Here is a 24174-nt window from a genome sequence, read left to right as displayed (position 1 = left end):
AAGGACTGGCTTCACGGGTCCGCCTCGCTTCCAACAGACCCAATGCACCTGCCCAGCCGCCACCCTTGCTGCTTGCGCTTGATGCCTTTTTCGGCCCCGCCCCGCTTGAACGCGACGGCAGCGCTCGTGCCCAATCCTACCGTTGAGATTTCCTATGCACATCAGTGGCCAGACGCAACTGATCGGCATCGTTGCCGATCCGATCGCCCATGTAAAAACCCCGCAAGTGATCAACCACAGCGCCGCCAACCAGGGCCTGGACCTGGCTTGCGTGCCCCTGCATGTACGCGGCACGAACCTGCACAAAGTGCTGCTCGGGGTGTCCGGCATCGCCAATCTGCGAGGCCTGGTGGTGACCATCCCGTACAAGGAAAGCATCGTTGAATACTGCGACGAACTGACCGACACCGCGCGCCAGGTCGGCTCGGTCAACGCGGTACGGATCGACTCCGAGAGCGGTCGCCTGATCGGCGGTAACTTCGATGGCGAGGGCATGCTCGCCGGCCTACATCAGCAGGGCCACCGGTTGGAAGGCAAGCGGGTGCTGCTGGTGGGTGCCGGCGGGGCCGGCAAGTCGATTGCCTGGGCGATTGCCCAACAGCAACCGGCCCGACTGGCGATCTACAACCGCTCCCCGGCACGCGCCGAAGCCTTGCTCGAACGCCTCAGGGCGCAGTTCCCCCAGGTCGACCTGAGCAGCAGTGACGGCAATGCGCAGGACTTCGACGTGATCATCAACGCGACCGCCCTGGGCCTCAAGGATGACGACGCCCTGCCCCTGGATCCCGCCACCCTACGAGCCGATGCCCTGGTCTGCGAAGCCGTGATGCGCGCTGGCGATACCGCCCTGCTGGCAGCGGCCCGCGAGCGCGGCTGCCGCGTGCACCACGGGCAACACATGATTTACGGCCAGATCGTACAAATCTGCCGCTTTCTCGGTGTTGACCTGCAACACGAGCACCTGGCCCGCATTCTCGGCCCATGAACCCTGACATTCTTTCGGAGACCCCGACCATGTACGACTTTACTCACCGCGTCCTCCTGCTGACAGGCGCCAACGGTGGCATTGGCCGTGAAGTGGCGAAACTGTTCTATCAGTACGGTGCCTCGATGGTGCTCACCGACCTGGACGGCGATGGGCTGGCGGCTTTCGCCCAGCAACTTGATCCCAGCGGCGAGCGCGTCGCCACCTTGCGGATGAACGCGGCCGACCCCGATGACTCGAGCAAGGCCGTGCAACTGGCCGTCGAGCGCTTCGGTGGCATTGACTTCCTGGTGCCGTCGGCCGGCCTGTACCAGTCACAGCCGATTCGCGAAATGACCGATGAACAATGGCGCCAGACTTTGAGCATCAACCTCGACGGGGTGTTTTACCTGTGTCGCCGGGCGATCCCGGCATTGCGCAGCAACAGCGCAATCGTCAACCTGACCTCGGTGGCCGCACACCGTGGCGCGTTTGCCAACGCCCACTACGGCACCTCCAAGGGCGGCCTGCTGAGCCTGACCCGTGCCCTGGCTCGCGAGCTGGGTCCGGACACCCGGGTCAACGCCGTGTCCCCCGGCATCATCGAAACCCCAATGACCCAGGAGCTGATCGCGGCCCGCGGCAGCGACTCGGTGGAACAGACCCCCCTCAGACGCCTGGGTCAACCCAGCGAGATCGCCTCGGTGATCGCCTTTCTGTGCAGCAGCGGGTCAAGCTTCATGACGGGTGAGGTGCTGCATGTGAATGGGGGTTTGTATATTGCGGGGTGAGGTTTGCCGTCATAGCCCAGGTTTACTGCCCGTCAGTAAAACTGGGGTTTCGTTGCGCAGGATTGTTAGGGGGCCACGATTACGATGGGCATTGGCAAGATGAATGACCAGACCATGCCGTAAAGTGGCCTGCCTTTTCCTCACCTGTGCCAAGCCTTCAACAAGCCCGTGTCTGCTCAGGTAATGGGCTTTTTTGAACGCCAGCCCTCGCACTATCCTGCACCGTCTCGGACGCAGGCCTTTCAGGTTCGGCCTGAGCCAAAGCATCATGACAATCCTCGACGGGCGGCATTTTGAGTAAGCGATTAGCTGTATTCATCCCGAACGCTGCCCACGTTGAGAGCGACAAACCTAATACCGCGCCAAGTAGCAGATAGATCGCCTCAAACCGTTGCTGATCTACAAGGTAGAAAAAACTCACCATTAGCCCGGTGTAAAGAAGCAAACCAGACAACGCAACGTAGATCGGCCAATGACCGTAGTTTTTTTCACTACTGCCACGCCCCGACCGCTGGAATCGCCGCCCATCTTCGGAAACGAACACAAAGTTTCGAGCCCGCAGATAGTGCCTCAACGCTTCAAAAGCGTGATCCTGGTAGTTCAGAACAAGGCGCAGTGCACGCGGATCAAGATTGATCCGCTGATTGAAGGCTTCACGTACATCCATCACCAGCACCATTGGGTGGACGGTGCGCCACTCACCGGAACGGACCAGATCGCGCAACCGCTGCGTCCTCTGATGAGAGATGCTGGCAGTGTTGTGCCGCCAGTTAACGAACAGCGTCAGCAACGCAATGACAAGCGGCACGACGATAGCCTGCCATACCTGAAACTCCATTTGAGGCTCCTTGATCAGTTTCGGCGATGAAGTATCAATAACCTTCTCACACCGAATGCGCTTAATCAGCAACCTCAAAGAATTTGCTGCACCCGGTTCAAGGACGGCCGCAGCACAAGTGGTGACTAACCCGTGAGGGATCGGAACATACACTAGCGCCCATCCAGATAACGAAACAGTTCCTCCTCCTGCTCAAAATGCAATTGCACGAGGGTGTCGAGCCGAATCAACTGGTGTTGGACCTCATCAGCCGGCGTCGTTGTGGGGTCGGAACAAAAGTCACGGCTCATGCGCGCCAGCAGATGGATAAGGCGAAAAATCTCCCGGTGAGCGTGGCTCATGGCCGCCATCGGGTCCTCGCCCGGCATGCTTCGCGTCAGCAGCGGGTACAGTGCGTTTTCATCTTCGTGTTCATGCGGCGCCAATGATGTCTGCAGCGTGTCGACCAGTTCCTGCAGGTCGGTCTGTGCTTGCGCAAGCGGACGCTTGGCAAAGTCGCTGGCCAACTGGTGCAGATCGCTTAGCACCGTGGAGAGTTGTTGGTGTTCGTCTTGCAGGCGATCGATGTGCGCTGCGGTCAGCTTTCGTTTCCTGAGCCCCCACGAAGGTCCCAGTGCCCGCAAGGCGTTAAGGATGATCACCACGTCGATGCCCTCCTGCACCACGGCGCCGATCAAGGGCGGCAGGTAACCGAAGGCCGCCACCACCATGGCCAGCAACGACATGCCCATCCCGGCCCGCCCCCCCTGGCGGGCGATGTGGCGAGTGCGTCGGGCAATGTCCAGCGCCTCGACCAGACGATCGAGGCGATCCACCAGCAGGACGACACCCGCGGCTTGTGCCGAAGCCGTGGCGCCCGCGGCCCCCATGGCCACACCGACGTTGGCCGCCGCCAGCGCGGGGGCGTCGTTGATGCCATCGCCGACCATCAGGGTGCTGCTGCGCAGGCAACCTTGCTGCACAGCGCGCACTTTTTCCTCGGGGGTCAACCCGGCACGCAGCTCGTCAATCCCGGCAGACAGCGCAATCATCTGTGCGGTTTCCAGGCGATCCCCGGTGAGCATGACGATCCTTTCGATGCCTCTGTTGCGCAGTCGCCGCAGGGTCTGCGGGGTTTCGCGCCGAACGTTGTCGGAGAACACCAGCAGGCCAGCGAGCGCCCCGTCGACGTCGATGAAGCTGCCACTGCACGCCAGGTAATCCATGTGGCGCAGCATGGCTGAGGCCCACTCGGTCGCAGGGGGTTGCGCATGAGCAAAAGACAACGTACCAAAACGCACCCGCACGCCATCGACCCGCCCACACAGTCCTGCGCCTGGGCTTTCTTCGACGTCCTGCGGCACGCTGAGGGGCAATTGGCGCTGATGCGCCGCGTCGACAATGGCCTGGGAGATGGGGTGAGTCGAAGCCTGCGCCAACGAAGCGGCCAGGCCCAGCAGACGTTGCGGGTCGGTCATCCCGTTGACCTCTATCGACTGCAGACGGGCATGGCCGCTGGTCAGCGTGCCGGTCTTGTCGAGAAACACCTGCTTTACCCCGGCCAATGCCTCCAGCGTCGCGCCATCCTTGACCAGGATCCCGCGCCGTGCCGCCCTTGAAATACCCGACATGATGGAAATGGGTACCGCCAGAATCAACGGGCAAGGCGTCGCCACCACCAGCACCGCCAATGCTCGCAAGGGATCACCACTCACGTGCCAGGCCACGGCGGCAATCAGCAACGTCAGCGGTATGAAATACAACGCATAGCGGTCAGCCAGTCGTACAAAAGGCGCTCGCGAGCGGCGCGCGGCCTCGGCCAGCCGAACGATACCTGCATAGGTGCTTTGTGCTGACGTTCTTGTGGCCGTGAGCAGGAAGGGTGCCCCCACATTGGAAACGCCACTGGGCAGTTGCTCACCCTGACGATGAGTGACAGGCAACGACTCACCGCTGAGCGCCGACTCGTCGAGAATGGCGGCCGTACTGAGCAGACAGCCGTCGACTGGCACGACTTCTCCCAACCGTACCAACACGGTTTGATGCGCCTGGATTTGCTCCACGGGGACCTTGCGTAGGCCGCCCTCCTCCTGCAACCAGGCCGTACGTGGGGCGCGGTCAACGAGGGCTCGCAGTTCGCGCTCGGCGCGTTGCTTGGTAAAAAACTCCAGGGTGCGCCCGGATGCCAGCATCAACGCAATCACCGCAGCCACCAAGGCTTGCTCGAAAACCAGGGCGGCGGTAATCGACAGCAACGCGATCAAGTCGACCCCCGCCTCCCGGCGAGCCAGGCGCTTGGCAATCTCAACGAGCAGGATCAAGGCCATCACCAGACTGCCGGCAGCCCAGCACACCGACGCCCAGTCAGCCTCTTGTGCAAGATACGCAACGCCCCCCGCCAACAGCGTGAGGGCGGTGAGCAACAGCAGCGCGGGGTCCAGCCATTTACTGAGCATCGACGCGAGTCCCTCTAAAACGATTGGCATTCCCCACGCGGAACATGACGCTGAAGGCTTGATCGTGAGGGTGACTCCAACGACTAGTGTCAGCGACGCCCCCGTAGAGCTTAGGTCTCGAATGCTTAACGTGTCCGATGCGGCGCCTTCATTGAAGCCGAGCACAGGCCCAATGAAGGCCGTTTTTGGAAAAAGCCGGTGTGTGCCCTGTTTCTGATCTAAATCAAACAGGCGCGGGACCTTCAGTAGAAATTAGAGACCGTCGTTGCATCATCAGATTCGATGCATGCAGACCTCGCGTTTCGCGCAGATGCCCATGACCACTCACTTGCAAGGTGCCGACGCCATGGCCTTCGCTCTGTTGTTTCAGGTTGGGCCGGCAGGTGGGATGTCGGCAGCCACCTTCATCCAAGAGGCGTGTAAAAATGAGTAATTCCGTGAAAAAAATGCCCGTGACTGACGAGGACAAAGTCAGTGAGCGTTCAGTGGGCACTGATCTTTGGCGCCCCCTGGAAAAACTCCGGCAACAGGTCGATCACCTGTTTGAAGACTTCAGCCACCGCTCAAACCTGTCACCCTTCAGCCGTGGCTTGTTTGATGTCGATCCGCTGTGGCGGCGAGAACTCATCGGTCACAGCCTGCCTGCCGTGGATATCACCGAAAAAGACAAGAGTTTCGAAATCACTGCCGAACTGCCTGGCATGGATCAGAAAAACATCGAGGTCAAACTGTCCAATGGCAACCTGATCATCAAAGGGGAAAAGAAAGACGACAAGGAAGAAAAACGTAACGGCTACTACCTTAGCGAGCGTCACTATGGTTCCTTCGAGCGGGTGTTCAACCTTCCCAAAGGCGTCGATGCCGATAAGATCGAGGCGAGTTTTAGCAAAGGCGTGCTGAGCCTCTCGCTGCCGAAAAAGCCTGAGGCCATGAAAGCGGATAACGTCGTGCCGATCAAAGCCGATTGAATCCCAGGCAAACTGCCTCCAGCAGGGAAACCGGCCGGGGGATTTTTGTTGTCAGCATGATCAGTATCGACGCTGTTCGATACGAATGAGTCAGGGTCTGTCACACCCTATTCCTTTGCGCGCGAGATCAGATTTCCGTCATCGCGTACGGGGTTTCATAGAGGGACTGCGTACTTGCCAAGCGCCTTACTTCATCCGACTGACACGCACATTGGCTTCATCGGCCGTGTGTTGTGCTCGAAGCGCCACTTCCGATGCCAGTTGTGCCTTCAAACATGCCTCGTCAGCCCTGAGTCGCGCCCACGCCGCATTGTTTTCCGCGGACTCCAAGCGAGCGTCGATTGCCTGGGCATGCCTATTACTGCACCCGGCCGTCGCCGCCAAAAGTATGCTCAACAGTGCAACGGTGAAGTACCTGTTGATTTTTTTATACTCAAGTTTCGGTGGGCATTGCCGGGACTCTCTGATTTTTATCAATCAACCAACACCGGGCGATCAACGGAGACGACCACTGGCGCCGACTTGATTTAACTCAATGCCGCGAAGTTGCTCAGGCGTAAAAAAGTGGAACGGGCAACTATCGCCCTTCAACCGAGGACATCGCCATGAACGACTTGAGCCTGCGTAAATCCATACTCGAAGAGCTCGAATTCCTGCCCGACATCGATGCCGCCAACATTGGTGTTGCCGTCGACAAGGGAGTTGTCACCCTGACCGGCCACGTCACCAACTATGCACAGAAAGTACGCGTCGAACGTGCCGTCAAGACGATCAAAGGCGTACGTGCACTGGCGGAAGAAATCCAGGTGAGACTGAACAAGGGGGCCGGCACGGCGGACGACACCATCGCCAATCGCGCCCTCAACATCATTGACTGGAGCGCCGATATTCCCCAGGGCGCAGCCAAGGTCATTGTGGAGAACGGCTGGGTCAGCCTGGAAGGCCAGGTGGACTGGCAGTACCAGAAGGAAACCGTAGAACGGGCCGTGCGCAAGCTATCCGGGGTGGTCGGCGTGGACAACCGACTCACGCTGCGTCCCCAGGTTGATGTGCTCGATATCCAGAAGCGCATCGAAGAAGCACTCAAGCGCAATGCCGAAGTCGATGCCAAAGGGATTCACATCAAGGTTGAAGGCAGTGTGGTCAAACTTGAAGGCCGGGTACATCTGTGGCGTGAACGCAAGATCGCGGAACGGGCCGCCTGGTCAGTACCGGGCGTCAACAAGGTGGAAGATCATTTGCTGCTCGCCTGAAGCAACAGCCCGGAGACGGTTCGGTACCGCCGGGCGCGTTGACCGGTTGCCCTTCCTCCACATCGCCTCCTGCGCGGGCCAAGGCCATGAAGAAACATCAACAATGGAACCTGTCTTACTTCGTGATCGCCTTCTTTGTGGTCGCGCTTGTGCCGTGTCTGTTTCTCGAACGAAATATCGTTCAGCCCCTACCGTACAGCGAGTTTTTACAACTGCTGAGCGAGCAGCCTGCCGGCCATGGATCCGGTCCATAAAGTCTCAATCGTGCCCCGGCCCTGAGGACCTTCACTGACGCCGTCAGCGAATGCCGCGCAGGGCTTAACGATCCACATGCGTCCATTGCCAGTTCAGGACCTCGGGCATGTCCTGCCCGTGCTCGATCAGATACAGCTTGTGGCGCTCCATCGTCGACCAGTATCGCGCCTTGGCGGCCGGGACCTGATCACGCAGACGAGGCACGCGCTCAATGACGTCCAGCGCCAGCTGATAGCGGTCCAGATTGTTGATCACCGCCATGTCGAAGGGGGTGGTCGTGGCGCCCTCCTCCCTGAAGCCTCGCACATGGAAATGCTCATGGTTGGTGCGTTTGTAGATCAAACGGTGAATCAGCGCGGGGTAGCCGTGGAAAGCAAAAATCACCGGTTTGTCCTGGGTAAACAAATCATCGAACTCGCTGTCCGGTATGCCATGGGGATGCTGGTATGACGGCTGCAGCACCATCAGGTCCACGACATTGACCACCCTCACCCGCAAATCCGGCACGTACTCACGCAACAAGGTGACGGCGGCGAGCGTTTCCAGGGTCGGCACATCGCCGGCGCAGGCCATGACCACGTCGGGGTCTTCATCATTGCGACATGCCCAGCCCCATCGACCGATACCCTTCTGGCAATGCCGGGTGGCGGCATCGATGTCCAGCCACTGCCATTCCAGCTGTTTGCCGGCGACGATGACATTGATGTAGTCGCGGCTTCTGAGGCAGTGGTCCGTCACCGACAACAGGCAATTGGCGTCGGGGGGCAAGTAGATCCGCACGACGTCCGACTTTTTGTTGGCCACCAGATCAATGAACCCCGGGTCCTGGTGGGAAAACCCGTTGTGGTCCTGACGCCAGACGTGGGAGGTCAGCAAAAAATTCAGCGAACCAATGGGTTGCCGCCAGGGCACTTGGGCGGCGGTCTTCAGCCATTTGGCATGCTGGTTGACCATCGAATCAACGATATGAATGAACGCTTCGTAACAGGACAACAGCCCATGGCGCCCCGTTAGCAGATAACCCTCAAGCCAGCCCTCGCAGACCTGTTCGCTGAGAATCTCCATCACGCGACCCTCGGCGGCCAGATTGACGTCGTCCGGTTCCAGCGGCTCCATCCAGGTCTTGGCGCTGACCTCATAGACCGCATCGAGGCGGTTCGAGGCGGTTTCATCCGGGCCGAACAGGCGAAAATTACTGGAGCTCAGGTTGTTTTTCATCACATCGCGCAAGTACCTCCCCATCACCCGTGTGGCCTCCGCGCGCAGGCTGCCAGGTGCATCAAATGCCACCGCATACTCGCTGAATCGCGGTAAATCCAGGGGGCGCAGCAACACACCACCGTTGGCATGGGGGTTGGCGCTCATCCGCCGGTGTCCGGTCGGTGCCAGTGCCGTGATCTGGGGCAATAACGCACCGTTTTCATCAAACAGTTCATCCGGGCGGTAGCTGTTGAGCCATTCCTCCAATTGGCGCAAGTGCAACGGTTGCTGGAAATCGGCCAACGGCACTTGATGCGCGCGGCATGTGCCTTCGACGCGATGACCATCGACGAATTTCGGACCGGTCCAGCCTTTGGGGGTACGCAAGACCAACATTGGCCACAGCGGCCGTTGCGGCGGCGTGGAGTGTCCTGAACGACGCACCTCAAGCTGAATGTCCCGGATTTTCAACACGATGGTGTCCAATGTCCGGGCCAGCGCCTGATGCACCTGCATCGGCTCATCGCCTTCCACGAAGTACGGGTCGTAGCCGTAGCCATACAGCAGCGCTGAGAGTTCATCCTCGCTGATTCTGGACAGTACGGTGGGATTGGCGATCTTGTAGCCATTGAGGTGCAGAATGGGCAATACCGCCCCGTCCCGCGCCGGATTGAGAAACTTGTTGGAGTGCCAACTGGCGGCCAGTGTCCCTGTCTCAGCCTCGCCGTCACCGATGACGCAGGCGACGATCAGGTCCGGGTTGTCAAACGCGGCACCGTAGGCATGGGCCAGGCTATAACCCAGCTCACCCCCCTCATGAATGGAGCCCGGTATCTGTGCCGAGACATGGCTGCTGATGCCGTAGGGCCAGGAGAACTGGCGAAACAAGCGCAGCAGGCCGTTTTCATTACATTCCACCGCGGGGCAAAACTCGGTGTAGGTGCCCTCGAGGTAGGTCTGGGCGACCACCGCCGGCCCACCGTGACCGGGGCCGGCGATGAACAGCATGTTCAGGTCGTACTGGTTGATCACACGATTGAGATGGGTATAGATCAGGTTCAGCCCGGGTGTCGTCCCCCAATGGCCCAGCAGGCGTGGCTTGAGGTGCGCCAGGGTCAGGGGCTGTTTGAGCAGCGGGTTGCTGCGCAGGTAAATCTGTCCGACAGCCAGGTAGTTGGAGGCGCGCCAATAAGCATCCAGGCCCTCCAGTTGCTCAGCATTCAAGAAATCGCTCATGAACTTCTCCGCCAAAGGACCGGGCTATTGATAGGCTTTGAACAATTCTGAGTCTCTGGGGCACTCAAGACTTGATTTACATCAAATGCCCAAGCCGGGATTCGGGTAAAAATGCCCAAAGGATGTTCCGCTCGTCGATTACACCGGCATTCCCGAGAATGAGCGGCGTGTCAGACCCCACGCCGCCTATCCTTAGTGAGACTTCCCAAATGGCCTCACGACTCATGCCTGATGTCCGCGCTCTAAATCCCCATTACCTGAAGGCTGCGTGCTCAAGCTGCAGTGTGATGGAGCTGTGCCTGCCCATCGGCATGACCGGCCCGGAAGTCGAGCGTCTGGACACGTTGATCGTGCAACGCTTGAAGGTCAAAAAGGGCGCGGCCCTTTACCGGGCTGGCGATGAGCTGCGTTCGCTGTATGCGGTGCGAATCGGCTCGTTCAAGACCAGCATTCTTACGATCGATGGTCGCGAGCAAGTCACGGGGTTCCAGATTCCCGGCGAAATGCTGGGTCTGGACGCTATCAGCACGGACCTGCATGCCTGCAATGCGGTGGCCCTGGAAGACAGCGAAGTCTGCCCCATCAACTTTGCTCACCTGGAAAAACTCGCCCATGAGCTGCCTTCCCTGCAGCACAACCTGAACAAAATTCTCAGCCGGGAAATCGTGCGCGATCACGATATGTTGATGATGCTGGGCAACATGAACTCGGACGAGCGCCTGGCGGCCTTCTTGCTGAACCTGTCGCAACGTTTGAAAACCCGTGGGTATTCACCGACGGATTTCGTGTTGAAAATGCGCCGCGAGGAAGTCGGCTCCTACCTGGGGCTGCGCCTGGAAACCATTTGCCGGGGCATCGCACATCTGCGGGACCAGGAGCTCGTGAGAATCTCAGGTCGCAACGTCAAAATCCTCAATCTTGAAGGCCTCAAGCAGTTGATTTCCGGCTGCCATCCCCCTCCTGCCTGTTGACCCCGGTCGAGCGGACATCATGATGCGCGCCATGGTTGTTCACACCCCCGGTCAGCCGCTGCAACGGGAATATCGACCCATTCCGACACCCGGGGCCAATCAACTGTTGATCAAAGTCCTGGCCTGCGGTGTCTGCCGCACTGATTTGCACCTGGTGGACGGTGAATTGCCTCAAGCGGTGCTGCCCCGGGTGCCGGGGCATGAAATCGTCGGAGAGGTAATGGCCGTCGGCCTCCATGCAGACCCCGAGCGCATCGGCCAGCGGGTCGGCGTTCCCTGGCTCGGCTGGACGTGCGGGCAGTGCGCATACTGTCAGAGCGGACGGGAAAACCTCTGCGATCAGGCCCTGTTCACCGGCTGCCATCTGGACGGTGGATACGCCGAATACACCGTGGCCGACCAACGCTTCTGTTTTCCTATCCCCCAGGCCCTTTCCGATACGGAGGCCGCACCGTTGCTGTGTGCCGGGCTGATCGGCTTTCGCGCCTTGCAAATGGCACGCAGCGCACACCATCTTGGCTTGTACGGTTTTGGCGCCGCAGCGCATCTGGCCATTCAAGTTGCCCGGGGCCGAGGCCAGCAGGTGTACGCCTTCACTCGACCGGGCGACACTGAAGGTCAGGCATACGCCCGGTCCCTGGGGGCCAAATGGGCCGGCCCCTCGGATCAGCCGCCTGCGCACCTGCTCGATGCCAGCCTGATTTTTGCCCCTGTCGGCGCCCTGGTGCCGCTGGCGCTGGCCGCCACCGTCAAGGGCGGCTGCGTGATTTGCGCCGGCATTCACATGAGTGACATCCCGGCCTTTCCTTATCGGCTGCTCTGGGGCGAACGTAGCGTGCGATCCGTGGCCAATCTGACCCGCGACGACGGCACCGCGTTTTTTGAAGAGCTGCAACACACCCCCGTACACTGCGACACCACCCAGTTTTCCCTCGACGAGGCCAATCAGGCACTGGCGCTGTTGCGCAGTGGTCAGTTCAACGGCGCGATCGTGCTCGTTCCGTGACACACGAGCGGCGCTGATGACGACTGAGACACAGAGCAGGTATTGAGCACGTCTCGACATTCCAGCCAGGCCCGACGGGCCTGGGCGACCCCATAGCGCAAATGGGAAAAGTCGGCGGTTCGATGAGCATCGGAATTGATGCTGATGAGCACGCCTTGTGGTTCGGTCACGACTTCGAGTCAATGCTGGCCGAACAATTCGATGCCATGATCTGGATCGAGCAAACCACCCCGCTCACCGCGCTGCCCCTGCCGAAAAGCCAGCAGGTGGAGCCGGAAGACGAAACCTATCCGTTTGGCGTCTAGGCCAGCGTACCGCCCCCTGCCCTCAGGGGGGCGGGGGGCTGCAGATAACGTTCAAACCAGTCGCCGGCAAGCCTGGCCACGTCCTCGAGTGTTCCGGGCTCTTCGAAAAGATGCGTGGCACCTGCCACCAATTCCAGTCGTTGCTCGCACCGCAGGGCCCGGGTGCTCTGGCAATTCAAGCCGAACACCACCGAGTCCTGTGCCCCGACAATCTGCAGGGTCGGCGCCTTCACCCTGGCCAATGCCGGCCCCGCGAGGTCGGTTCGCCCTCCCCGACTGACTACCGCCGCGACCACATCCGCGCGCTCGGCCGCCGCCACCAGCGCGGCAGCCGCACCGGTACTGGCGCCGAACACGCCGATACGCAGGGTGCTCAACTCAGGGTCCCGGCCGATCCAATCGATCACATCAACCAGTCGTCTGGCCAACAGGGGGATGTCGAATCGCAGTTCCCGGGTCCAGTTATCCAGACGCTGCTCCGATTCCGTGAGCAGGTCGAACAACAGCGAACCCAGCCCCCGCCGAGCCAGGGCATCGGCCACGTATTGATTACGCGGGCTTGAACGACCACTGCCACTGCCGTGCACAAAGATCACCAGGGCGCGGGTGTTCGTCGGCAACCGCACCTCGGCGGATAATTCGACGTCCGGCAGGTTCATGTCTCGCGATTGAGGCTCAATCATGGCCAGTCTGCGCAGCGGCGTCGGCGGCGGATTCGCGCTGCCAGGCTCGCTGCAGGAGGTCGATGACCTCTTCATCCGAGGTCTGGGGAAAATCCATGTACCAGTAGCCGATCGAGATCATCCATTCGGGAACGAGCGGGCAGATCACTTCATCCACTTCGTATTGCATCGCTTCAAGCGTTTCCCGTGGCGCTACCGGCACGGCGATGACGATGCGTGACGGCGCTTGCGCACGGACCGCATGGACCGCCGCCATCATGGACGCCCCTGTCGCCAGACCGTCGTCGATCAGGATCACGACCTGATCCTTGAGGCGCAGGGGTGGGCGCGCGCCGCGATAAGCCTGCTCACGCCGCGACAGCTCTTGGGTTTCCCGGGCGACCACGGCCTCGAAACTGGCTCGATCGAGCGGGTGCGCCCGCAGGGCATCGTCATTGAGGATCTGTATGCCCCCGCTGGCGATGGCGCCCATGGCGAATTCCGGGTTGGAGGGGACGCCGAGCTTGCGCACCAGCATCAGGTCCAGGCGCACCTGCAGGGCCGTGGCGACTTCATAAGCCACCGGCACACCGCCACGGGGCAAGGCCAGAATGATGACTTCAGGTCGATGGGCGTATTTGAGCAAGGGCTCGACCAAGCGCCGACCGGCCTCGATGCGGTTCACCAAGGTGGTTTGCCTTGAGGGACTCTGAGTCATGGAAACCTCCCCAGGCGATCACGCCTGGCGTTTCGTATCAGGTGGCCCGGCCGCTCTAGACGGCCAATACGCTGCACGGCACCTGATAAAGGATATGTTCGGTCGTGCTGCCCAGCAGCTTGTCCAGGCCGTGCGATTGGACTCTGCCCATCACAATCACATCCATGTGCTGCTCATCGGCGAACGTATCGAGCACCGAGACAGGGTGCCCCTCAATGAAATACCGTCGGTCCGCGGGCACGCCATAACGCTCGGCGAGCATGAGGAATGAGTGTTCATGTGCGTTGAGCAACTGCCTGCCGAGGTCTGGAAGCGCCAAGCCTGCGCCGCCCATATCGCCCAGGTACAGGGAGGAAATGTCACAGGCGTAGAGCAAGTGCAACTCGGCCTCACACTGTAGGGCGAAGCCGGACGCCTGCTGGATGATCCGCTCATTGATCTCGCTGTTGGGCGCCTGGGTATTGGAAACATCAACCGCTGCCACGACCTTGCGCGGCAAGGCGAGATGACCTTCTCCAAGCAGATAGACCGGCGTCGGGCAGTGACGCAGCAAGCGCCAGTCCAGGGGGGTGAAAAAGGCACGCCGCAGTGCCGACTCGCGCTGCACTTGCTTGATCAGCAGGTCGGGCTGCAGGTCTGCCACGCGATCGAGGATGTCTTGCTGAATGTCGTCGGCCCAAGTGACCTCTGAAGTCACCTCGATGCCGCTATCGCGCAGATGGCTCACCTGATACTTCAACCAGTCGCGATGGTCTTGCAGGAAACCTTCGCGAGCCTCTTCCCGATCGCCCTCTTCGAGCAGCGACAACAGTTTCCAGGGAGGGATCAAGGCGGCGATGTGCAAGCTTGCACCGCAGGCCTTGGCCAGGTCGCCCGCATGGTTCATGGCTGGGGATTGGCGCAGGGTCGGGTTGATGATCAGCAATAACCGTCGGTACTGGCTCATGATCGGACTCCAGGGGGCTTGCACGCTTGCCACAGCCCGCGGGCCACTGTCGTGTTCGCCGCGGGATCAGGCACCTTGGTTGCCAATTCAGAATCCTCTGTCGACGTGACCCTGGCGTTGATTTATGTCAAATGCGTGCGCAAGACATGCCCATGCCCACCGACAGTGGTCGGGCATACGCACGCCTCAAGCCATCGACGTTTGAATTGATCTTTGATCAATGTCAATCGCGCCCCAGCCTGGCGGTCTACATTGACCGAAAACGCACGCGCAAGGCGCGGTGACAGGAGAAGGCAATGACGACCCTATTGGCCAGTCAGCGGGTGCGCCTGTATGACAGCAAAGAACTCGATGATGTGCTGCAGGCGATGGCGCGCAAGGCCAGTACCCTGCTGCCCCCAGGCCACGCGGCACTGATTGGCATCCAGCGCCGGGGCGAACCGCTGGCTCAACGGTTGCGCCAGTACATGGCGCATCAGACCGACCAGCCGGAACTGCCGCTTTACCCGCTGAAGGTCAAGCGTTACGCCGACGACTTGCAGGTGCTGCATCATTACACGCAACTGACCGAAAACCCGGCGCTGGACCGGGTGGACCTGGCCAATACCACGCTGCTGGTGGTCGATGACGTGCTGTTCGAAGGCCATTCGCTGCTGCGTACGTGCGCGTATCTGGCGCAACTGGGTGCGCGGCGGGTCTACACTGCCGTATTGGTCGACCGGCATACCTGCCAGCAACCGATCCGCGCCGACATTGTCGGCGTGCACCTGCAAGTCGCTGCCGCCGACATCGTCGAATGTAACGTGCCGCCCTTCGAGCAGGCGTTTTGCATTGAAGTTGTGCGCCATGGCGCCGCCCGCTAACGAACAAAGGTCGGCGACCAACGGCCTCCAAGGAGTCCCGCATGCTCACCCTGCCCCCGCTTCTTTTTGCCCTGCAAGGCAGCGAGTCCTATGCCCTGCGGGTGGCGCAGCGGCTTGGCTGCCCATTGGCGCGCCATGAGGAGCGCGACTATGAAGACGGTGAGCATAAATGCCGCCCGCTGGATCCGGTCAACGGCCGCGAGGTCGTGGTGCTCCACGCCTTGTATGGGGATGGCCGACAGAGCGCCAACGATAAGCTGTGTCGTCTGCTGTTTTTCTGCGGCGCACTCAAGGACGCGGGCGCTCGCCACATTCAAGTGGTGACACCCTACCTCTGCTACGGGCGCAAGGATCGCCGCAGTCAGCCTCAGGACCCGACCATTACGCGTTACGTCGCGAACTTTTTTGAAGTCAGTGGCGTGGATCGCCTGATCACCCTGGAAGTGCACAATCCGGCGGCGTTCGACAACGCGTTTCGCCTGCCGGCGTGGAACCTGCCGTGCGCGCAACTGTTCGCCGAGCATTTCGCCAAGGTGGTCGGCGACGCCGACGTGGTTGCGGTTTCCCCGGACTCGGGGGGCATCAAGCGAGCCGAGCAGTTTCGGCAGGCCCTGGAGCAGCAACTGGGCCGCCCGGTCGGCGGCGCCTTGATGGAGAAACACCGGGCCCATACCACGCTGACCGGCAGCCTCCTGGTTGGCGATGTCGCCGGCAAGACGGCCATTGTTTTTGACGACCTGATCAGCACGGGGGAAACGCTCAAGCATGCCGGCCATGCCTGCCAGAAGGCCGGTGCCGGACGCTTGTTCGCCGCCGCCACCCATGGGTTGTTTACGGCGGGTGGCCAACTGTTCGACTCGCCAATCTTCGAACACATCGCGATCACCGACACCGTGCCGCCGTTTCGCCTGCCCCCTGACGTCGTCACGCGTCAGTTGCAGGTACTGGACAGCACCGCCCTGATCGCCACCTTTCTGACAGAAAATGGGGCTTTTGATCACGCCTGAACGGATTGAGCCCGCAGGCAGCGAGGCTTGAGCGCAGGCGCTAGGGCCTCACCTGCCCCTTGGCCAGTTCGATATGGGGCAGCCACAGGGTTTTGATGCAGGCCTCTTCTTCCTGTTGCGTGACGGGTTCAAGGGCCATCGGATCCAGCATGTGCTGGTTGAGCATGGCCAGACGCACCATGCCGTTTTTGTCGAGCACAGAATGTGTCACGCATTCACACAACGACCGAGGCAGGGTTTTGGGCAGGGCATACATCTCGGCATTTTCAAACTCGACCTCTAAACGCACGGTGCACGCGTCGACCAAATCCTGCACCGCGTGAGAGGCAAAGCTGAGCACCATAAGGTAGCCCGCCATCAGTGCCATCGAGACCGACAACAAGAAGGTTGCCTCACCCTTCCAGGACAGGGAACCCATCCAGTGCAGGTATTGGTGCGCAGCTTCCCTGCTCCAGTCCCGAACCGCGTGATACCGGCTCAAAAGCGTGTGGTTTGCCATGACTGGATCTCTCGCCATCTTTTATCAAGACTACGGCGTTCGGGGTTAGCGTGAGGCATCCGCGGGGAGGTCAATGCTGGAGAGTTCGACACTATCGCGATACTCCGGCACCGACACCGACCACCCCAACTCCTGGCTGATTCGCCGGCGCAGCACATCCGACGCATTGGGTTCCCCGTGGACAACGAAGGTATGTTTGGGCGGGCGCTTGAACCCACGCAGCCACTGCATGATTTCATCGGCGTCGGCGTGCGCAGAGAGTGTTTGCATTGATACCACCTCGGCGCGGATCGGCACGTCCTGGCCGTGGATACGCACCGACGGCGCACCGGCAATAATCTGCGCGCCACGGGTGCCCCCGGCCTGGAAGCCTGGCATCAGCAAGGTGTTGACCGGATTCGGTGCCAACGCCTTGATGTGATGGACCACACGTCCTCCCGTCGCCATGCCGCTGGCGGCAATAATCACCGCCGGGGTGCGCTGCTGATCAAGCGCTCTCGATTCGTCGACGGTGTGGACGAATTTCGCCACATGGCACATGCCTTCGCAGTCTTCCATGGATAACCGGTGCTCGTTCCGGAAACGCTGGTACAGCAGCGTGACATCGGTAGCCATCGGGCTGTTGAGGTAGATGGGAATATCCGGGATCGCCCGTTTGCGCTTCAATTGATACAGGTGATACATCAGCAGTTGTGCACGCCCCACCGCGAACGATGGCACCAGGGTAATCCCTCGGCGCAGTGCCGTGCGGGTGACGACGTCGGCCAATTGCGCCTGTGGCGACTCGACCGGATGTTGACGATCACCGTAGGTAGACTCCACCAGCAGAAAATCCGCCTGTTCGACCGTTTCTGGAGCGAACATCACCGGATCGTTCGGGCGCCCCAGATCCCCTGAAAACACCAAGGTCTGGCCGCCAGCAATCACCTCCACCGTCGCGGCGCCCAGGATATGCCCGGCACCACGAAACAGCAGGGTCATGTCCGGGAGGATTTTTACGCAGTGGTGCAGGTCCACCGGCCGCAACAGTTTCAGGGCTCGCTGGGCATCCTGCTCGGTGTAGAGCGGCAACGCCGGGCTGTGCTTGGAGAAGCCATGCCGATTGGCGAACTCGGCCTCCTCTTCCTGCAGGCGGCCACTGTCCAGCAGCAGGATCTTCACCAGCTCACAGGTCGCGGGCGTGGCGTAGACCGGGCCGCGGTAACCATTGCGCACCAGTAAGGGCAGATAGCCGCTGTGATCAAGATGGGCATGGGTCAGGACAATGGCATCGAGGTCGCCGACCGGAAGCTGGAACGGGTCGCGATTGTGCAGTCGCAGTTGCTTGTAGCCCTGGAACAGGCCGCAGTCGACCAGCAGATGTTGGTTGCCATGCTCCAGCAGGTACTTGCTACCCGTGACCGTACCCGCGGCACCTAGAAACGTGATTCGCATGACCATTGCCCTTGAACATTCAGAGGAGCGCTATTGATCGCGCCTTTTGGCCCAAGGGCAGTTGATTTTTATCAACTGCAGGCTCGATGACACCTCGTTCAATCGAATGAGCGCACTGGTTTGACGATCATCAAACTGCACGGGGCCTGGTTCAACAGGCTCTCGACGGTATCCCCCATGAACCGTTCAGGCGCCTGGTGATAAACCGTGCCCAACACCACCATGTCGAAGGCATGCTGCTGCGCGAACACGCCAATGACCTGGTGGGGAATGCCCGTCAGGAGATGTCGATGGGCATCCTTGACGCCATATCGCTCGGCAAGCACATCGAAAGCCTCTTGCTGAGTATCTTCAATCGCGTCCCTCAAGCTGTCATCAAGGCTGCTTGTCGGCACACTCATCGGGACATCGCTTAATTCTGACCACCGACTGACGTTGAGCAAATGCAGCTCGGCCCCGCAGCTGGTCGCCAGGGTAGAGGCCAGATCGACTATTCGGTCATTCAACCCCTGGGTCAGCTCTTCCAGATGGGACAAATCGATCGCCGCCAGGATTTTCAATGGCTTGGGATTTCTGGCATTGGTCACCAGATGCAGGGGCGTCGGACACTCGCGCAGCAGGCGCCAGTCCAGAGGCCGGTGAAAGGCCCGGTCAAGTGCCGCCACGTAATGGGTGTCCTTGATCACCAGGTCCGGATGGAAATCGTTCACGTACTCCAGCAGGTTGCTCAGGCTCGACCGTGCCCAGACCACTTCGGTGCTCACCTGCAGGCCAGCGCACCGGTAAAACCGGGCCTGCTGATCCAGCCAATGACGGTGCACCTGCAAGTAACCTTCCCGTGCCTGGGCCATCGCATCGTGGTCCAGCAGCCCGGCTACCGCCAACGCTTGAACATAATCGAACGCGACAATGTGCAACAACGCCCCGGTTGCACACGCCAAGGCATGCGCACGCTCAAACGCCGGGGTAAGGGCAATTTCGCTGGGGGCTATCAATAGAATGCGTTTGAGCTTGTGCATCACGTACCTCGCCCTGGGTCCTGCCTGCCTGTTGATTATTGGGTGTCATGCCGAGGGGGGACCTGATTTTTATCAACGAATCAGCCGCTGCCGACAATGAAACGACGCGCTCTGGCTTAGTCAATCCATGGTTGATTCAGCTCAACCTTTTTCCGGCGTTGAGGTGTAGAACTACATTGACCGCTGGAGCTCATACGCCCTGCAACGTGCCCCGACTCCCCCCCTCCTCCTGGAGCTTTGCCATGCTGGCAGTCACGCTGATCAATATGCTGGTGGTCATCATTGCCGTCGTGATCCACTACGAGTGCCTGCTGCGACTGAACGATTGGCTACCCCGGCTCAAACTCTGGAGCCGCTTCAGAATTGTCGTCGGGGTCTTCGGCGCTCTGCTGGCCCACGCAACAGAGGTCTGGTGCTTCGCGTTGGTCTACTACCTCATGGTGCGCGCCGGTCGATGGGGCCGTTTGACGGGCAACTTCGACGGTTCACTGATGGACTGCGTGTACTTTTCCTTCACCACGTACACGACGATCGGCTTTGGCGATATTTCACCGGTGGGCGACATCAAGTATTTGACCGGGCTGCAAGCCCTGACCGGGCTGGTACTCATCACCTGGACTGCCTCCTTTCTGTTTCTGGAAATGCAGAAGTACTGGAAACGCAAATAGTCGCTATCGCGTTCGAATCATGGACTGCCCCGCCCCCTTAGACATTTTCCTACCTCAAAGTGAGGCACTTTCGAAGGCCTCAGGGCTGACGCCGCCCAGGTCCCTGCGAAGCGCTGGCGCCAGGTCAGCGATTGGCCCGGACCGCCAGAATGCTGCCGGGCACCGAGTACAACGCGCGCTCTGTGTTGCTACCGATCAGCCGGTCAACACCCGTGCGGTGTACCGTGCCCATAACCACGACATCGGCCAGGTACTGCTGGACAAACGCACTGATCACCGGCACCGGCAGGCCCATGACGAAATGCCGGCGCTCGGGTGGCACGCCATAACGCTGCGCCAATGTAATAAACGCCTGGTGCAGGGATTGACGCAGTTCCTCGATCACGTCCACGCCCCAACCGCCCCCCGCCAGTGGTGCGTCGCCATTGAACGCGGGCGATAAGTCATAGGCGTACAGCAGGTGCAACGGCGCATCGCATTGCAGGGCCAGGGCGTTCGCCGTCTGAATGATGGTGTCGTTCAATCCGCTGATGTGTGTCGAGGGGTCGAACGGGTCCACTGCCGCGACAATCCGGTGGGGCAAGCTGTAGTGGACTTGGTTGACCAGGTGCACAGGGATCGGGCATTCACGCAACAAGTGACAATCAAGTGGGGTAATGAACACCCGCTTGAGCACGGGTTCGAGGGTGACATCCTTGATCAGCAGATCGGGCTTGAGATCCTCGACGGTCTTTAGAATGTCCAGCAGCGGATGGGTCGTGAAGACGGTTTTGACCGTTGCCTGCAGCCCCAGGTCGCTGAGCCGATCCAGTTCTTCGGCCTCCCAGCGACGGTGGCGACGTAAATAACGTTGCTGCGCGGCATCGTCGACTTGCTCTTCCCAATAATGAACCACCGGCGCAGGTTCGACGAAGGCTCGCACCTCCAGTACGGCCCCGGCCTCCAGAGCCAATGCGACGGCGCGCAGCTGTGCAGGCGACTGGTGCAGAGTTTGACCAGCGATCAATAGAAGCCGTTGATATTTACCCATCACACACCTCCGGTCATCGAGTGTCGACAGGGTTCAAGACTGCACGCCTTCATCGGGCGCCGTTTGATTTACATCAAACACAGGCCAACCCGTGCCGTCGTCCCGGTTGTCTGATCCAGATCAGATCCAGCCGTGGGCAAGGGTGTAAAACAACAATCACACGCGGCAGTTGTGTCGCGCTCCCGACTTGCCAACCGCACTGGAGGAGTACTCCCATGCTTAACGTCAAAGAGCACAATGATCGGGCGGCGGCGGCTTACACCGCGGTCACTGGGCAACACTGGATTGAAGCGCTCACGGATGGGCGCCATGTGCTGATCCGGCCACTGGCGCAAAAGGACCGCGACCGTGAATACGCGTTCATCAAGCGGCTGTCCCCCGAATCCCGGCACATGCGCTTTCTCGCGCAGGTCAATGAGCCCAGCGCTGCGATGCTCAATCAGTTGATGGACACGGACAACAAGCAGCGTATGGCCTATATCGCGCTGGTCCATGAAAACGGGCAACTGATCGAGATCGGCGTCAGCCGTTACGCGACCACCCGCGAGCATGAGTGTGAATGCGCCGTGACGGTCGCCGATGAATGGACCCACCTGGGGCTGGGCACCTTACTGATGGGGCATCTGATCAAGGCCGCCCGCAAGAATGGCTTTCACCAGATGTACTCGGTGGACGCCTCCAGCAATGCGCCAATGCGCGACCTGGCCAAGGCGCTGGGTTTCGAGACGCACAATGACCCTGACGACAGCCGTCAGGTCATTCACCGGCTTTACCTGTAAAAAATCGCCCCGCGATGTTCCGGCCAACGATTCATCGCGGGGCGATCCATCGCTCAGGATTGCAGCATTTTCCCCGGTTTGATCGCGAGCACACTGCACGGCGCCCGATGCAGAAGTTGCTCGGCCGTGGTGCCCAATAGTTTGCTCAAGCCCTTGTGCTGCACGGTGCCCATGACAATGACATCGGTGTCGTGCTCACCGACAAATGCACAAATGCTCGGCACGGGGGCTCCCTCTATGAAGTGCCTGCACTGCGGTGGCACGCCGTGGCGTTCGGCAATGGCCGAAAATGCTTCATGCTGGGCCTTTCCCAGCATTTCATAGAGCCCGGTGGCCAACGGCAATGCGCCAAAGCCCATGCCCTGGGCGTACACAGCCGTCCAGTCATAGACATGCAGCAGGTCGAGATTGGCTTCACAGATGGCCGCCAGTTTGGCGGCTGCATCGATAATCTGGTCGTTGAACACCGTGTCTTGTTCCTCGTCGCGCAGCACATCAATGATGGCCACTACGTTGCGCGGCCGGGCATTCAGCGGTGTGGTCACCAGGTGCACCGGCACAGGACAGTCACGCAGCAACTGCCAATCCAGCGGTGTGAAAAACACCCGCTTGAACCCCGACTCTTCCTGAGCGTCCTTGATGATCAGTGCCAGCGGCATTTCATTGATGAAGTTGAGGACTTCCTCGTAGGGATGCTGAACCCACACCACCTCGCTGGTCGCCTCCACGCCATGTTTGCTCATTAATGCGGCCTGATCGGCGAGCCATTGGCGATGGGTTTGCAGGTAGCCATCCCGAGCCAGGGCGAATTGCTCCGGGGCGAACAATCCCGACACCGCCAGGGCCTGTGAATAGTCGAACGCCACGATGTGCACGGGCATTTGCATCGCCAGCGCCAACGCCGTGGCCCGGTCGAAGGCCGGGGTGCGCGTCATGGCTGGAGGGGCGATCAAGAGTAAACGTTGAGTCTGCGACATGGGGCACCTCGGCACGCGGCCATTTCAATCCAGTAATCGAGTTACAGATTGATCGCTGCCAGCGTTGGGCATTTGATTTTTGTCAGTGACGTGTGCGATGTCCGTCAGGAAATCCACAGACCTGCCCACATCGCCAGTGTCAGCAACACTTGGCCCGGTATCACATGAGCGGCGAAGCCTCGTCCGCCGCTGACCCACGCCACCACGCACTTGCTGATGGAGTTGCTGCTGATCACAATCAGCACGGGAACGGCAACGGCATCGAAGGATAACTGGCCGGACTTGGCCAGCGTGGCGATCGAGGCCGTGGAGGCATGCGCATCGGCAAAACCGCTGAACGTGGCGGTCAGCATCACGCCTACCTGGCCGAAATAGCTCAGCATCATGGAGGACACAAAGGCGATGCCGGTCATGGTCAACGTGACAATCAGGGCCAGTTTGAGATTGAACGCACCCCCGACCTGAATCGGCTGGCTGGCACCGGACGCCGGCTTGGGGAAGATCAGGCACAAGCCATACAGGACTGTTGCGCCAGCGCCGCCGGTCAGGGGTCCCCACATGTGACGCAGCAGACCGGGGTCGACCGCCCCCAGAATCAGGCCGACCTGAGTGACGGTGGCGATATTGGACAGGATCGCGGCGGCGCTCAGAACCTTCATGTTTTCCGGTTGCCGGGCGACAAGATGGCCCATGGCGGCGATCGTCACGATGCTGGAGGCAAATCCGGAGGCAATGGCGCTGATTGCATAGCCATAACGGGTTCCCAGGGTTCGAACGGCGATGTGCCCAACCGCTCCCACCGCCATGAGCAATACAGTCAGGCTGCAAATAGTGCGCAGATTGATCGCAGCATAGGGACCGATAAAACGGTCAGGCGCCAACGGCAGCACAACCAGTGCAGCCGTCAGGAGGATGAGGCCGTCGCCCAGCTCCGCATCCGTCAATTGGCTGCGGGCAAAGTGGTGAAGCTTCTCTCGATACGTCAGCAGTCCGGCCAGCACCACGCCGATAGCGATCGCCAGCTCCGGGCTCCTGCCGCACAACGCTCCCAGCACCAGCACCGTCAACAACGCCACTTCGCTGGTCACCCCGGGGTCGTCGCTCAGGCTTCGCCAATAAGCCACTGTGACGAGTAGTCCCAGGGTGATGGCCACGATGCCTACCAGCAAGCCGCCCCCGACTTGCATCGCCCCATACCCCAGCAACGCCGTAATGGCGAATGTCCGCAAACCCGCACAGGCGTGGGTCTCGCCCTGCCCCTTGTGCCGTTCGCGCTCAAGACCGATGAGCATGCCAATCCCCAGCGCTGCAGCTGCACCGGTCAGCCCAACGGCCCCGTTCATTGGGTTG

Annotated in this window: 24 protein-coding genes and 1 pseudogene; 12 read left to right on the top strand and 13 right to left on the bottom strand. The window is 60.4% G+C overall.

What is annotated here, in order from left to right:
• Positions 1 to 154 precede the first annotated feature (154 nt).
• Together AACY45_RS18275 and AACY45_RS18270 are read left to right on the top strand one after the other, a co-directional pair.
• Positions 155 to 985 carry a shikimate dehydrogenase family protein gene (locus AACY45_RS18275; RefSeq protein ID WP_339546745.1) on the top strand — a complete coding sequence of 277 codons (831 nt, stop codon included), beginning with the start codon at positions 155 to 157 and terminating at the stop codon, positions 983 to 985.
• Positions 986 to 1014: 29 nt separating this feature from the next.
• Positions 1015 to 1755, top strand: coding sequence for an SDR family NAD(P)-dependent oxidoreductase (locus tag AACY45_RS18270; protein WP_339546744.1), 741 nt, complete (start codon positions 1015 to 1017; stop codon positions 1753 to 1755).
• A gap of 157 nt (positions 1756 to 1912) precedes the next feature.
• Here AACY45_RS18270 and AACY45_RS18265 read toward each other — a convergent pair whose 3' ends face one another.
• Positions 1913 to 2593, bottom strand: coding sequence for a hypothetical protein (locus tag AACY45_RS18265; protein ID WP_339546743.1), 681 nt, complete (start codon positions 2591 to 2593; stop codon positions 1913 to 1915).
• A gap of 152 nt (positions 2594 to 2745) precedes the next feature.
• Complete coding sequence (locus AACY45_RS18260) at positions 2746 to 5028, bottom strand: heavy metal translocating P-type ATPase (protein ID WP_339546742.1); 2283 nt, start codon at positions 5026 to 5028, stop codon at positions 2746 to 2748.
• Between the two features lie 425 nt (positions 5029 to 5453).
• Here AACY45_RS18260 and AACY45_RS18255 point away from each other — a divergent pair, with 425 nt between their 5' ends.
• On the top strand, positions 5454 to 5996 hold the full coding sequence (locus AACY45_RS18255) for an Hsp20/alpha crystallin family protein (protein WP_339546741.1): 543 nt from the start codon (positions 5454 to 5456) through the stop codon (positions 5994 to 5996).
• A gap of 186 nt (positions 5997 to 6182) precedes the next feature.
• Here the strand turns inward: AACY45_RS18255 and AACY45_RS18250 are convergent, their stop codons facing one another.
• On the bottom strand, positions 6183 to 6473 hold the full coding sequence (locus AACY45_RS18250) for an Lpp/OprI family alanine-zipper lipoprotein (protein ID WP_445261198.1): 291 nt from the start codon (positions 6471 to 6473) through the stop codon (positions 6183 to 6185).
• Positions 6474 to 6601: 128 nt separating this feature from the next.
• Here AACY45_RS18250 and AACY45_RS18245 point away from each other — a divergent pair, with 128 nt between their 5' ends.
• Entirely contained in the window at positions 6602 to 7249 is a 648-nt protein-coding gene (locus AACY45_RS18245; RefSeq protein WP_339546740.1) for a BON domain-containing protein, read from the top strand.
• Positions 7250 to 7335: 86 nt separating this feature from the next.
• Entirely contained in the window at positions 7336 to 7503 is a 168-nt protein-coding gene (locus AACY45_RS18240; RefSeq protein WP_339546798.1) for a hypothetical protein, read from the top strand.
• A gap of 64 nt (positions 7504 to 7567) precedes the next feature.
• On the opposite strand, the gene AACY45_RS18235 is transcribed toward AACY45_RS18240, so the two are convergent.
• On the bottom strand, positions 7568 to 9940 hold the full coding sequence (locus AACY45_RS18235) for a phosphoketolase family protein (protein WP_339546739.1): 2373 nt from the start codon (positions 9938 to 9940) through the stop codon (positions 7568 to 7570).
• A gap of 224 nt (positions 9941 to 10164) precedes the next feature.
• Here AACY45_RS18235 and fnr point away from each other — a divergent pair, with 224 nt between their 5' ends.
• From fnr to AACY45_RS18220, 3 genes and pseudogenes are all read left to right on the top strand, one after another.
• Positions 10165 to 10911: a fumarate/nitrate reduction transcriptional regulator Fnr gene (fnr, locus tag AACY45_RS18230; RefSeq protein WP_339546793.1), complete on the top strand. Its 747-nt coding sequence runs from the start codon at positions 10165 to 10167 to the stop codon at positions 10909 to 10911.
• 22 nt (positions 10912 to 10933) lie between these two features.
• Positions 10934 to 11917, top strand: coding sequence for a zinc-dependent alcohol dehydrogenase family protein (locus AACY45_RS18225; protein WP_339546738.1), 984 nt, complete (start codon positions 10934 to 10936; stop codon positions 11915 to 11917).
• 167 nt (positions 11918 to 12084) lie between these two features.
• Positions 12085 to 12222, top strand: a pseudogene (locus tag AACY45_RS18220) (erythromycin esterase family protein); the annotation flags it as partial.
• On the opposite strand, the gene AACY45_RS18215 reads toward AACY45_RS18220, so the two are convergent.
• Genes AACY45_RS18215 through AACY45_RS18205 form a run of 3 tightly spaced genes read right to left on the bottom strand, consistent with a single transcriptional unit; the run spans position 12219 to position 14548 of the window.
• Positions 12219 to 12905, bottom strand: a complete 687-nt coding sequence (locus tag AACY45_RS18215) for a dienelactone hydrolase family protein (RefSeq protein ID WP_339546737.1) — start codon at positions 12903 to 12905, stop codon at positions 12219 to 12221. The pseudogene AACY45_RS18220 and the gene AACY45_RS18215 sit on opposite strands and share 4 nt — an antisense overlap.
• Positions 12898 to 13602 (bottom strand): phosphoribosyltransferase, encoded by a 705-nt coding sequence (locus AACY45_RS18210; protein WP_339546736.1) that lies wholly within the window; start codon positions 13600 to 13602, stop codon positions 12898 to 12900. The genes AACY45_RS18215 and AACY45_RS18210 overlap by 8 nt, the downstream gene beginning before the upstream one ends.
• A 55-nt stretch (positions 13603 to 13657) precedes the next feature.
• A complete protein-coding gene (locus AACY45_RS18205; protein WP_339546735.1) occupies positions 13658 to 14548 on the bottom strand; it encodes a universal stress protein in 891 nt (296 codons plus the stop codon).
• 296 nt (positions 14549 to 14844) lie between these two features.
• On the opposite strand from AACY45_RS18205, the gene AACY45_RS18200 reads away from it, so the two are divergent.
• A complete protein-coding gene (locus tag AACY45_RS18200; protein ID WP_339546734.1) occupies positions 14845 to 15411 on the top strand; it encodes a phosphoribosyltransferase family protein in 567 nt (188 codons plus the stop codon).
• A 41-nt stretch (positions 15412 to 15452) separates the two neighbouring features.
• On the top strand, positions 15453 to 16418 hold the full coding sequence (locus tag AACY45_RS18195) for a ribose-phosphate diphosphokinase (RefSeq protein ID WP_339546733.1): 966 nt from the start codon (positions 15453 to 15455) through the stop codon (positions 16416 to 16418).
• Between the two features lie 40 nt (positions 16419 to 16458).
• On the opposite strand, the gene AACY45_RS18190 is transcribed toward AACY45_RS18195, so the two are convergent.
• The 3 genes from AACY45_RS18190 to AACY45_RS18180 all read right to left on the bottom strand — a co-directional run bounded on the left by AACY45_RS18190 (position 16459) and on the right by AACY45_RS18180 (position 19370).
• On the bottom strand, positions 16459 to 16917 hold the full coding sequence (locus tag AACY45_RS18190; protein ID WP_339546732.1) for a hypothetical protein: 459 nt from the start codon (positions 16915 to 16917) through the stop codon (positions 16459 to 16461).
• Positions 16918 to 16962: 45 nt separating this feature from the next.
• Positions 16963 to 18351 (bottom strand): MBL fold metallo-hydrolase, encoded by a 1389-nt coding sequence (locus AACY45_RS18185; protein ID WP_339546731.1) that lies wholly within the window; start codon positions 18349 to 18351, stop codon positions 16963 to 16965.
• Positions 18352 to 18449: 98 nt separating this feature from the next.
• Entirely contained in the window at positions 18450 to 19370 is a 921-nt protein-coding gene (locus AACY45_RS18180; protein ID WP_339546730.1) for a universal stress protein, read from the bottom strand.
• 242 nt (positions 19371 to 19612) lie between these two features.
• Between AACY45_RS18180 and AACY45_RS18175 the strand changes: the two genes are divergently transcribed.
• Positions 19613 to 20038 carry a potassium channel family protein gene (locus AACY45_RS18175; RefSeq protein WP_339546729.1) on the top strand — a complete coding sequence of 142 codons (426 nt, stop codon included), beginning with the start codon at positions 19613 to 19615 and terminating at the stop codon, positions 20036 to 20038.
• Between the two features lie 124 nt (positions 20039 to 20162).
• Here the strand turns inward: AACY45_RS18175 and AACY45_RS18170 are convergent, their stop codons facing one another.
• Positions 20163 to 21068: a universal stress protein gene (locus tag AACY45_RS18170; RefSeq protein WP_339546728.1), complete on the bottom strand. Its 906-nt coding sequence runs from the start codon at positions 21066 to 21068 to the stop codon at positions 20163 to 20165.
• Positions 21069 to 21283: 215 nt separating this feature from the next.
• On the opposite strand from AACY45_RS18170, the gene AACY45_RS18165 reads away from it, so the two are divergent.
• Complete coding sequence (locus AACY45_RS18165) at positions 21284 to 21847, top strand: GNAT family N-acetyltransferase (RefSeq protein WP_339546727.1); 564 nt, start codon at positions 21284 to 21286, stop codon at positions 21845 to 21847.
• Positions 21848 to 21900: 53 nt separating this feature from the next.
• Here AACY45_RS18165 and AACY45_RS18160 read toward each other — a convergent pair whose 3' ends face one another.
• Both AACY45_RS18160 and AACY45_RS18155 read right to left on the bottom strand, forming a co-directional pair.
• Positions 21901 to 22824, bottom strand: coding sequence for a universal stress protein (locus tag AACY45_RS18160; RefSeq protein ID WP_339546726.1), 924 nt, complete (start codon positions 22822 to 22824; stop codon positions 21901 to 21903).
• Between the two features lie 104 nt (positions 22825 to 22928).
• Complete coding sequence (locus AACY45_RS18155) at positions 22929 to 24167, bottom strand: MgtC/SapB family protein (RefSeq protein ID WP_339546725.1); 1239 nt, start codon at positions 24165 to 24167, stop codon at positions 22929 to 22931.
• Positions 24168 to 24174 lie beyond the last annotated feature (7 nt).

Source organism: Pseudomonas sp. RA_35y_Pfl2_P32, assembly GCF_963970735.1.
Classification (GTDB): domain Bacteria; phylum Pseudomonadota; class Gammaproteobacteria; order Pseudomonadales; family Pseudomonadaceae; genus Aquipseudomonas.
The sequence above is the reverse complement of the archived record's forward strand: the minus strand, read 5'-3'. Positions and strand labels throughout refer to the sequence as shown.

Excerpts from the sequence above, each read along its gene's own strand:
- AACY45_RS18205 (WP_339546735.1), bottom strand. The coding sequence starts at position 14,548 with ATGAGCCAGTACCGACGGTTATTGCTGATCATCAACCCGACCCTGCGC.
- AACY45_RS18245 (WP_339546740.1), top strand. The coding sequence starts at position 6,602 with ATGAACGACTTGAGCCTGCGTAAATCCATACTCGAAGAGCTCGAATTC.
- AACY45_RS18170 (WP_339546728.1), bottom strand. The coding sequence starts at position 21,068 with ATGGGTAAATATCAACGGCTTCTATTGATCGCTGGTCAAACTCTGCAC.
- AACY45_RS18225 (WP_339546738.1), top strand. The coding sequence starts at position 10,934 with ATGCGCGCCATGGTTGTTCACACCCCCGGTCAGCCGCTGCAACGGGAA.
- AACY45_RS18200 (WP_339546734.1), top strand. The coding sequence starts at position 14,845 with ATGACGACCCTATTGGCCAGTCAGCGGGTGCGCCTGTATGACAGCAAA.
- AACY45_RS18175 (WP_339546729.1), top strand. The coding sequence starts at position 19,613 with ATGCTGGCAGTCACGCTGATCAATATGCTGGTGGTCATCATTGCCGTC.
- AACY45_RS18210 (WP_339546736.1), bottom strand. The coding sequence starts at position 13,602 with ATGACTCAGAGTCCCTCAAGGCAAACCACCTTGGTGAACCGCATCGAG.
- AACY45_RS18180 (WP_339546730.1), bottom strand. The coding sequence starts at position 19,370 with ATGCACAAGCTCAAACGCATTCTATTGATAGCCCCCAGCGAAATTGCC.
- AACY45_RS18270 (WP_339546744.1), top strand. The coding sequence starts at position 1,015 with ATGTACGACTTTACTCACCGCGTCCTCCTGCTGACAGGCGCCAACGGT.
- AACY45_RS18165 (WP_339546727.1), top strand. The coding sequence starts at position 21,284 with ATGCTTAACGTCAAAGAGCACAATGATCGGGCGGCGGCGGCTTACACC.
- AACY45_RS18255 (WP_339546741.1), top strand. The coding sequence starts at position 5,454 with ATGAGTAATTCCGTGAAAAAAATGCCCGTGACTGACGAGGACAAAGTC.
- AACY45_RS18185 (WP_339546731.1), bottom strand. The coding sequence starts at position 18,351 with ATGCGAATCACGTTTCTAGGTGCCGCGGGTACGGTCACGGGTAGCAAG.
- AACY45_RS18235 (WP_339546739.1), bottom strand. The coding sequence starts at position 9,940 with ATGAGCGATTTCTTGAATGCTGAGCAACTGGAGGGCCTGGATGCTTAT.
- AACY45_RS18195 (WP_339546733.1), top strand. The coding sequence starts at position 15,453 with ATGCTCACCCTGCCCCCGCTTCTTTTTGCCCTGCAAGGCAGCGAGTCC.
- AACY45_RS18160 (WP_339546726.1), bottom strand. The coding sequence starts at position 22,824 with ATGTCGCAGACTCAACGTTTACTCTTGATCGCCCCTCCAGCCATGACG.
- fnr (WP_339546793.1), top strand. The coding sequence starts at position 10,165 with ATGCCTGATGTCCGCGCTCTAAATCCCCATTACCTGAAGGCTGCGTGC.
- AACY45_RS18260 (WP_339546742.1), bottom strand. The coding sequence starts at position 5,028 with ATGCTCAGTAAATGGCTGGACCCCGCGCTGCTGTTGCTCACCGCCCTC.
- AACY45_RS18265 (WP_339546743.1), bottom strand. The coding sequence starts at position 2,593 with ATGGAGTTTCAGGTATGGCAGGCTATCGTCGTGCCGCTTGTCATTGCG.
- AACY45_RS18240 (WP_339546798.1), top strand. The coding sequence starts at position 7,336 with ATGAAGAAACATCAACAATGGAACCTGTCTTACTTCGTGATCGCCTTC.
- AACY45_RS18190 (WP_339546732.1), bottom strand. The coding sequence starts at position 16,917 with ATGGCAAACCACACGCTTTTGAGCCGGTATCACGCGGTTCGGGACTGG.
- AACY45_RS18275 (WP_339546745.1), top strand. The coding sequence starts at position 155 with ATGCACATCAGTGGCCAGACGCAACTGATCGGCATCGTTGCCGATCCG.
- AACY45_RS18155 (WP_339546725.1), bottom strand. The coding sequence starts at position 24,167 with ATGAACGGGGCCGTTGGGCTGACCGGTGCAGCTGCAGCGCTGGGGATT.
- AACY45_RS18215 (WP_339546737.1), bottom strand. The coding sequence starts at position 12,905 with ATGATTGAGCCTCAATCGCGAGACATGAACCTGCCGGACGTCGAATTA.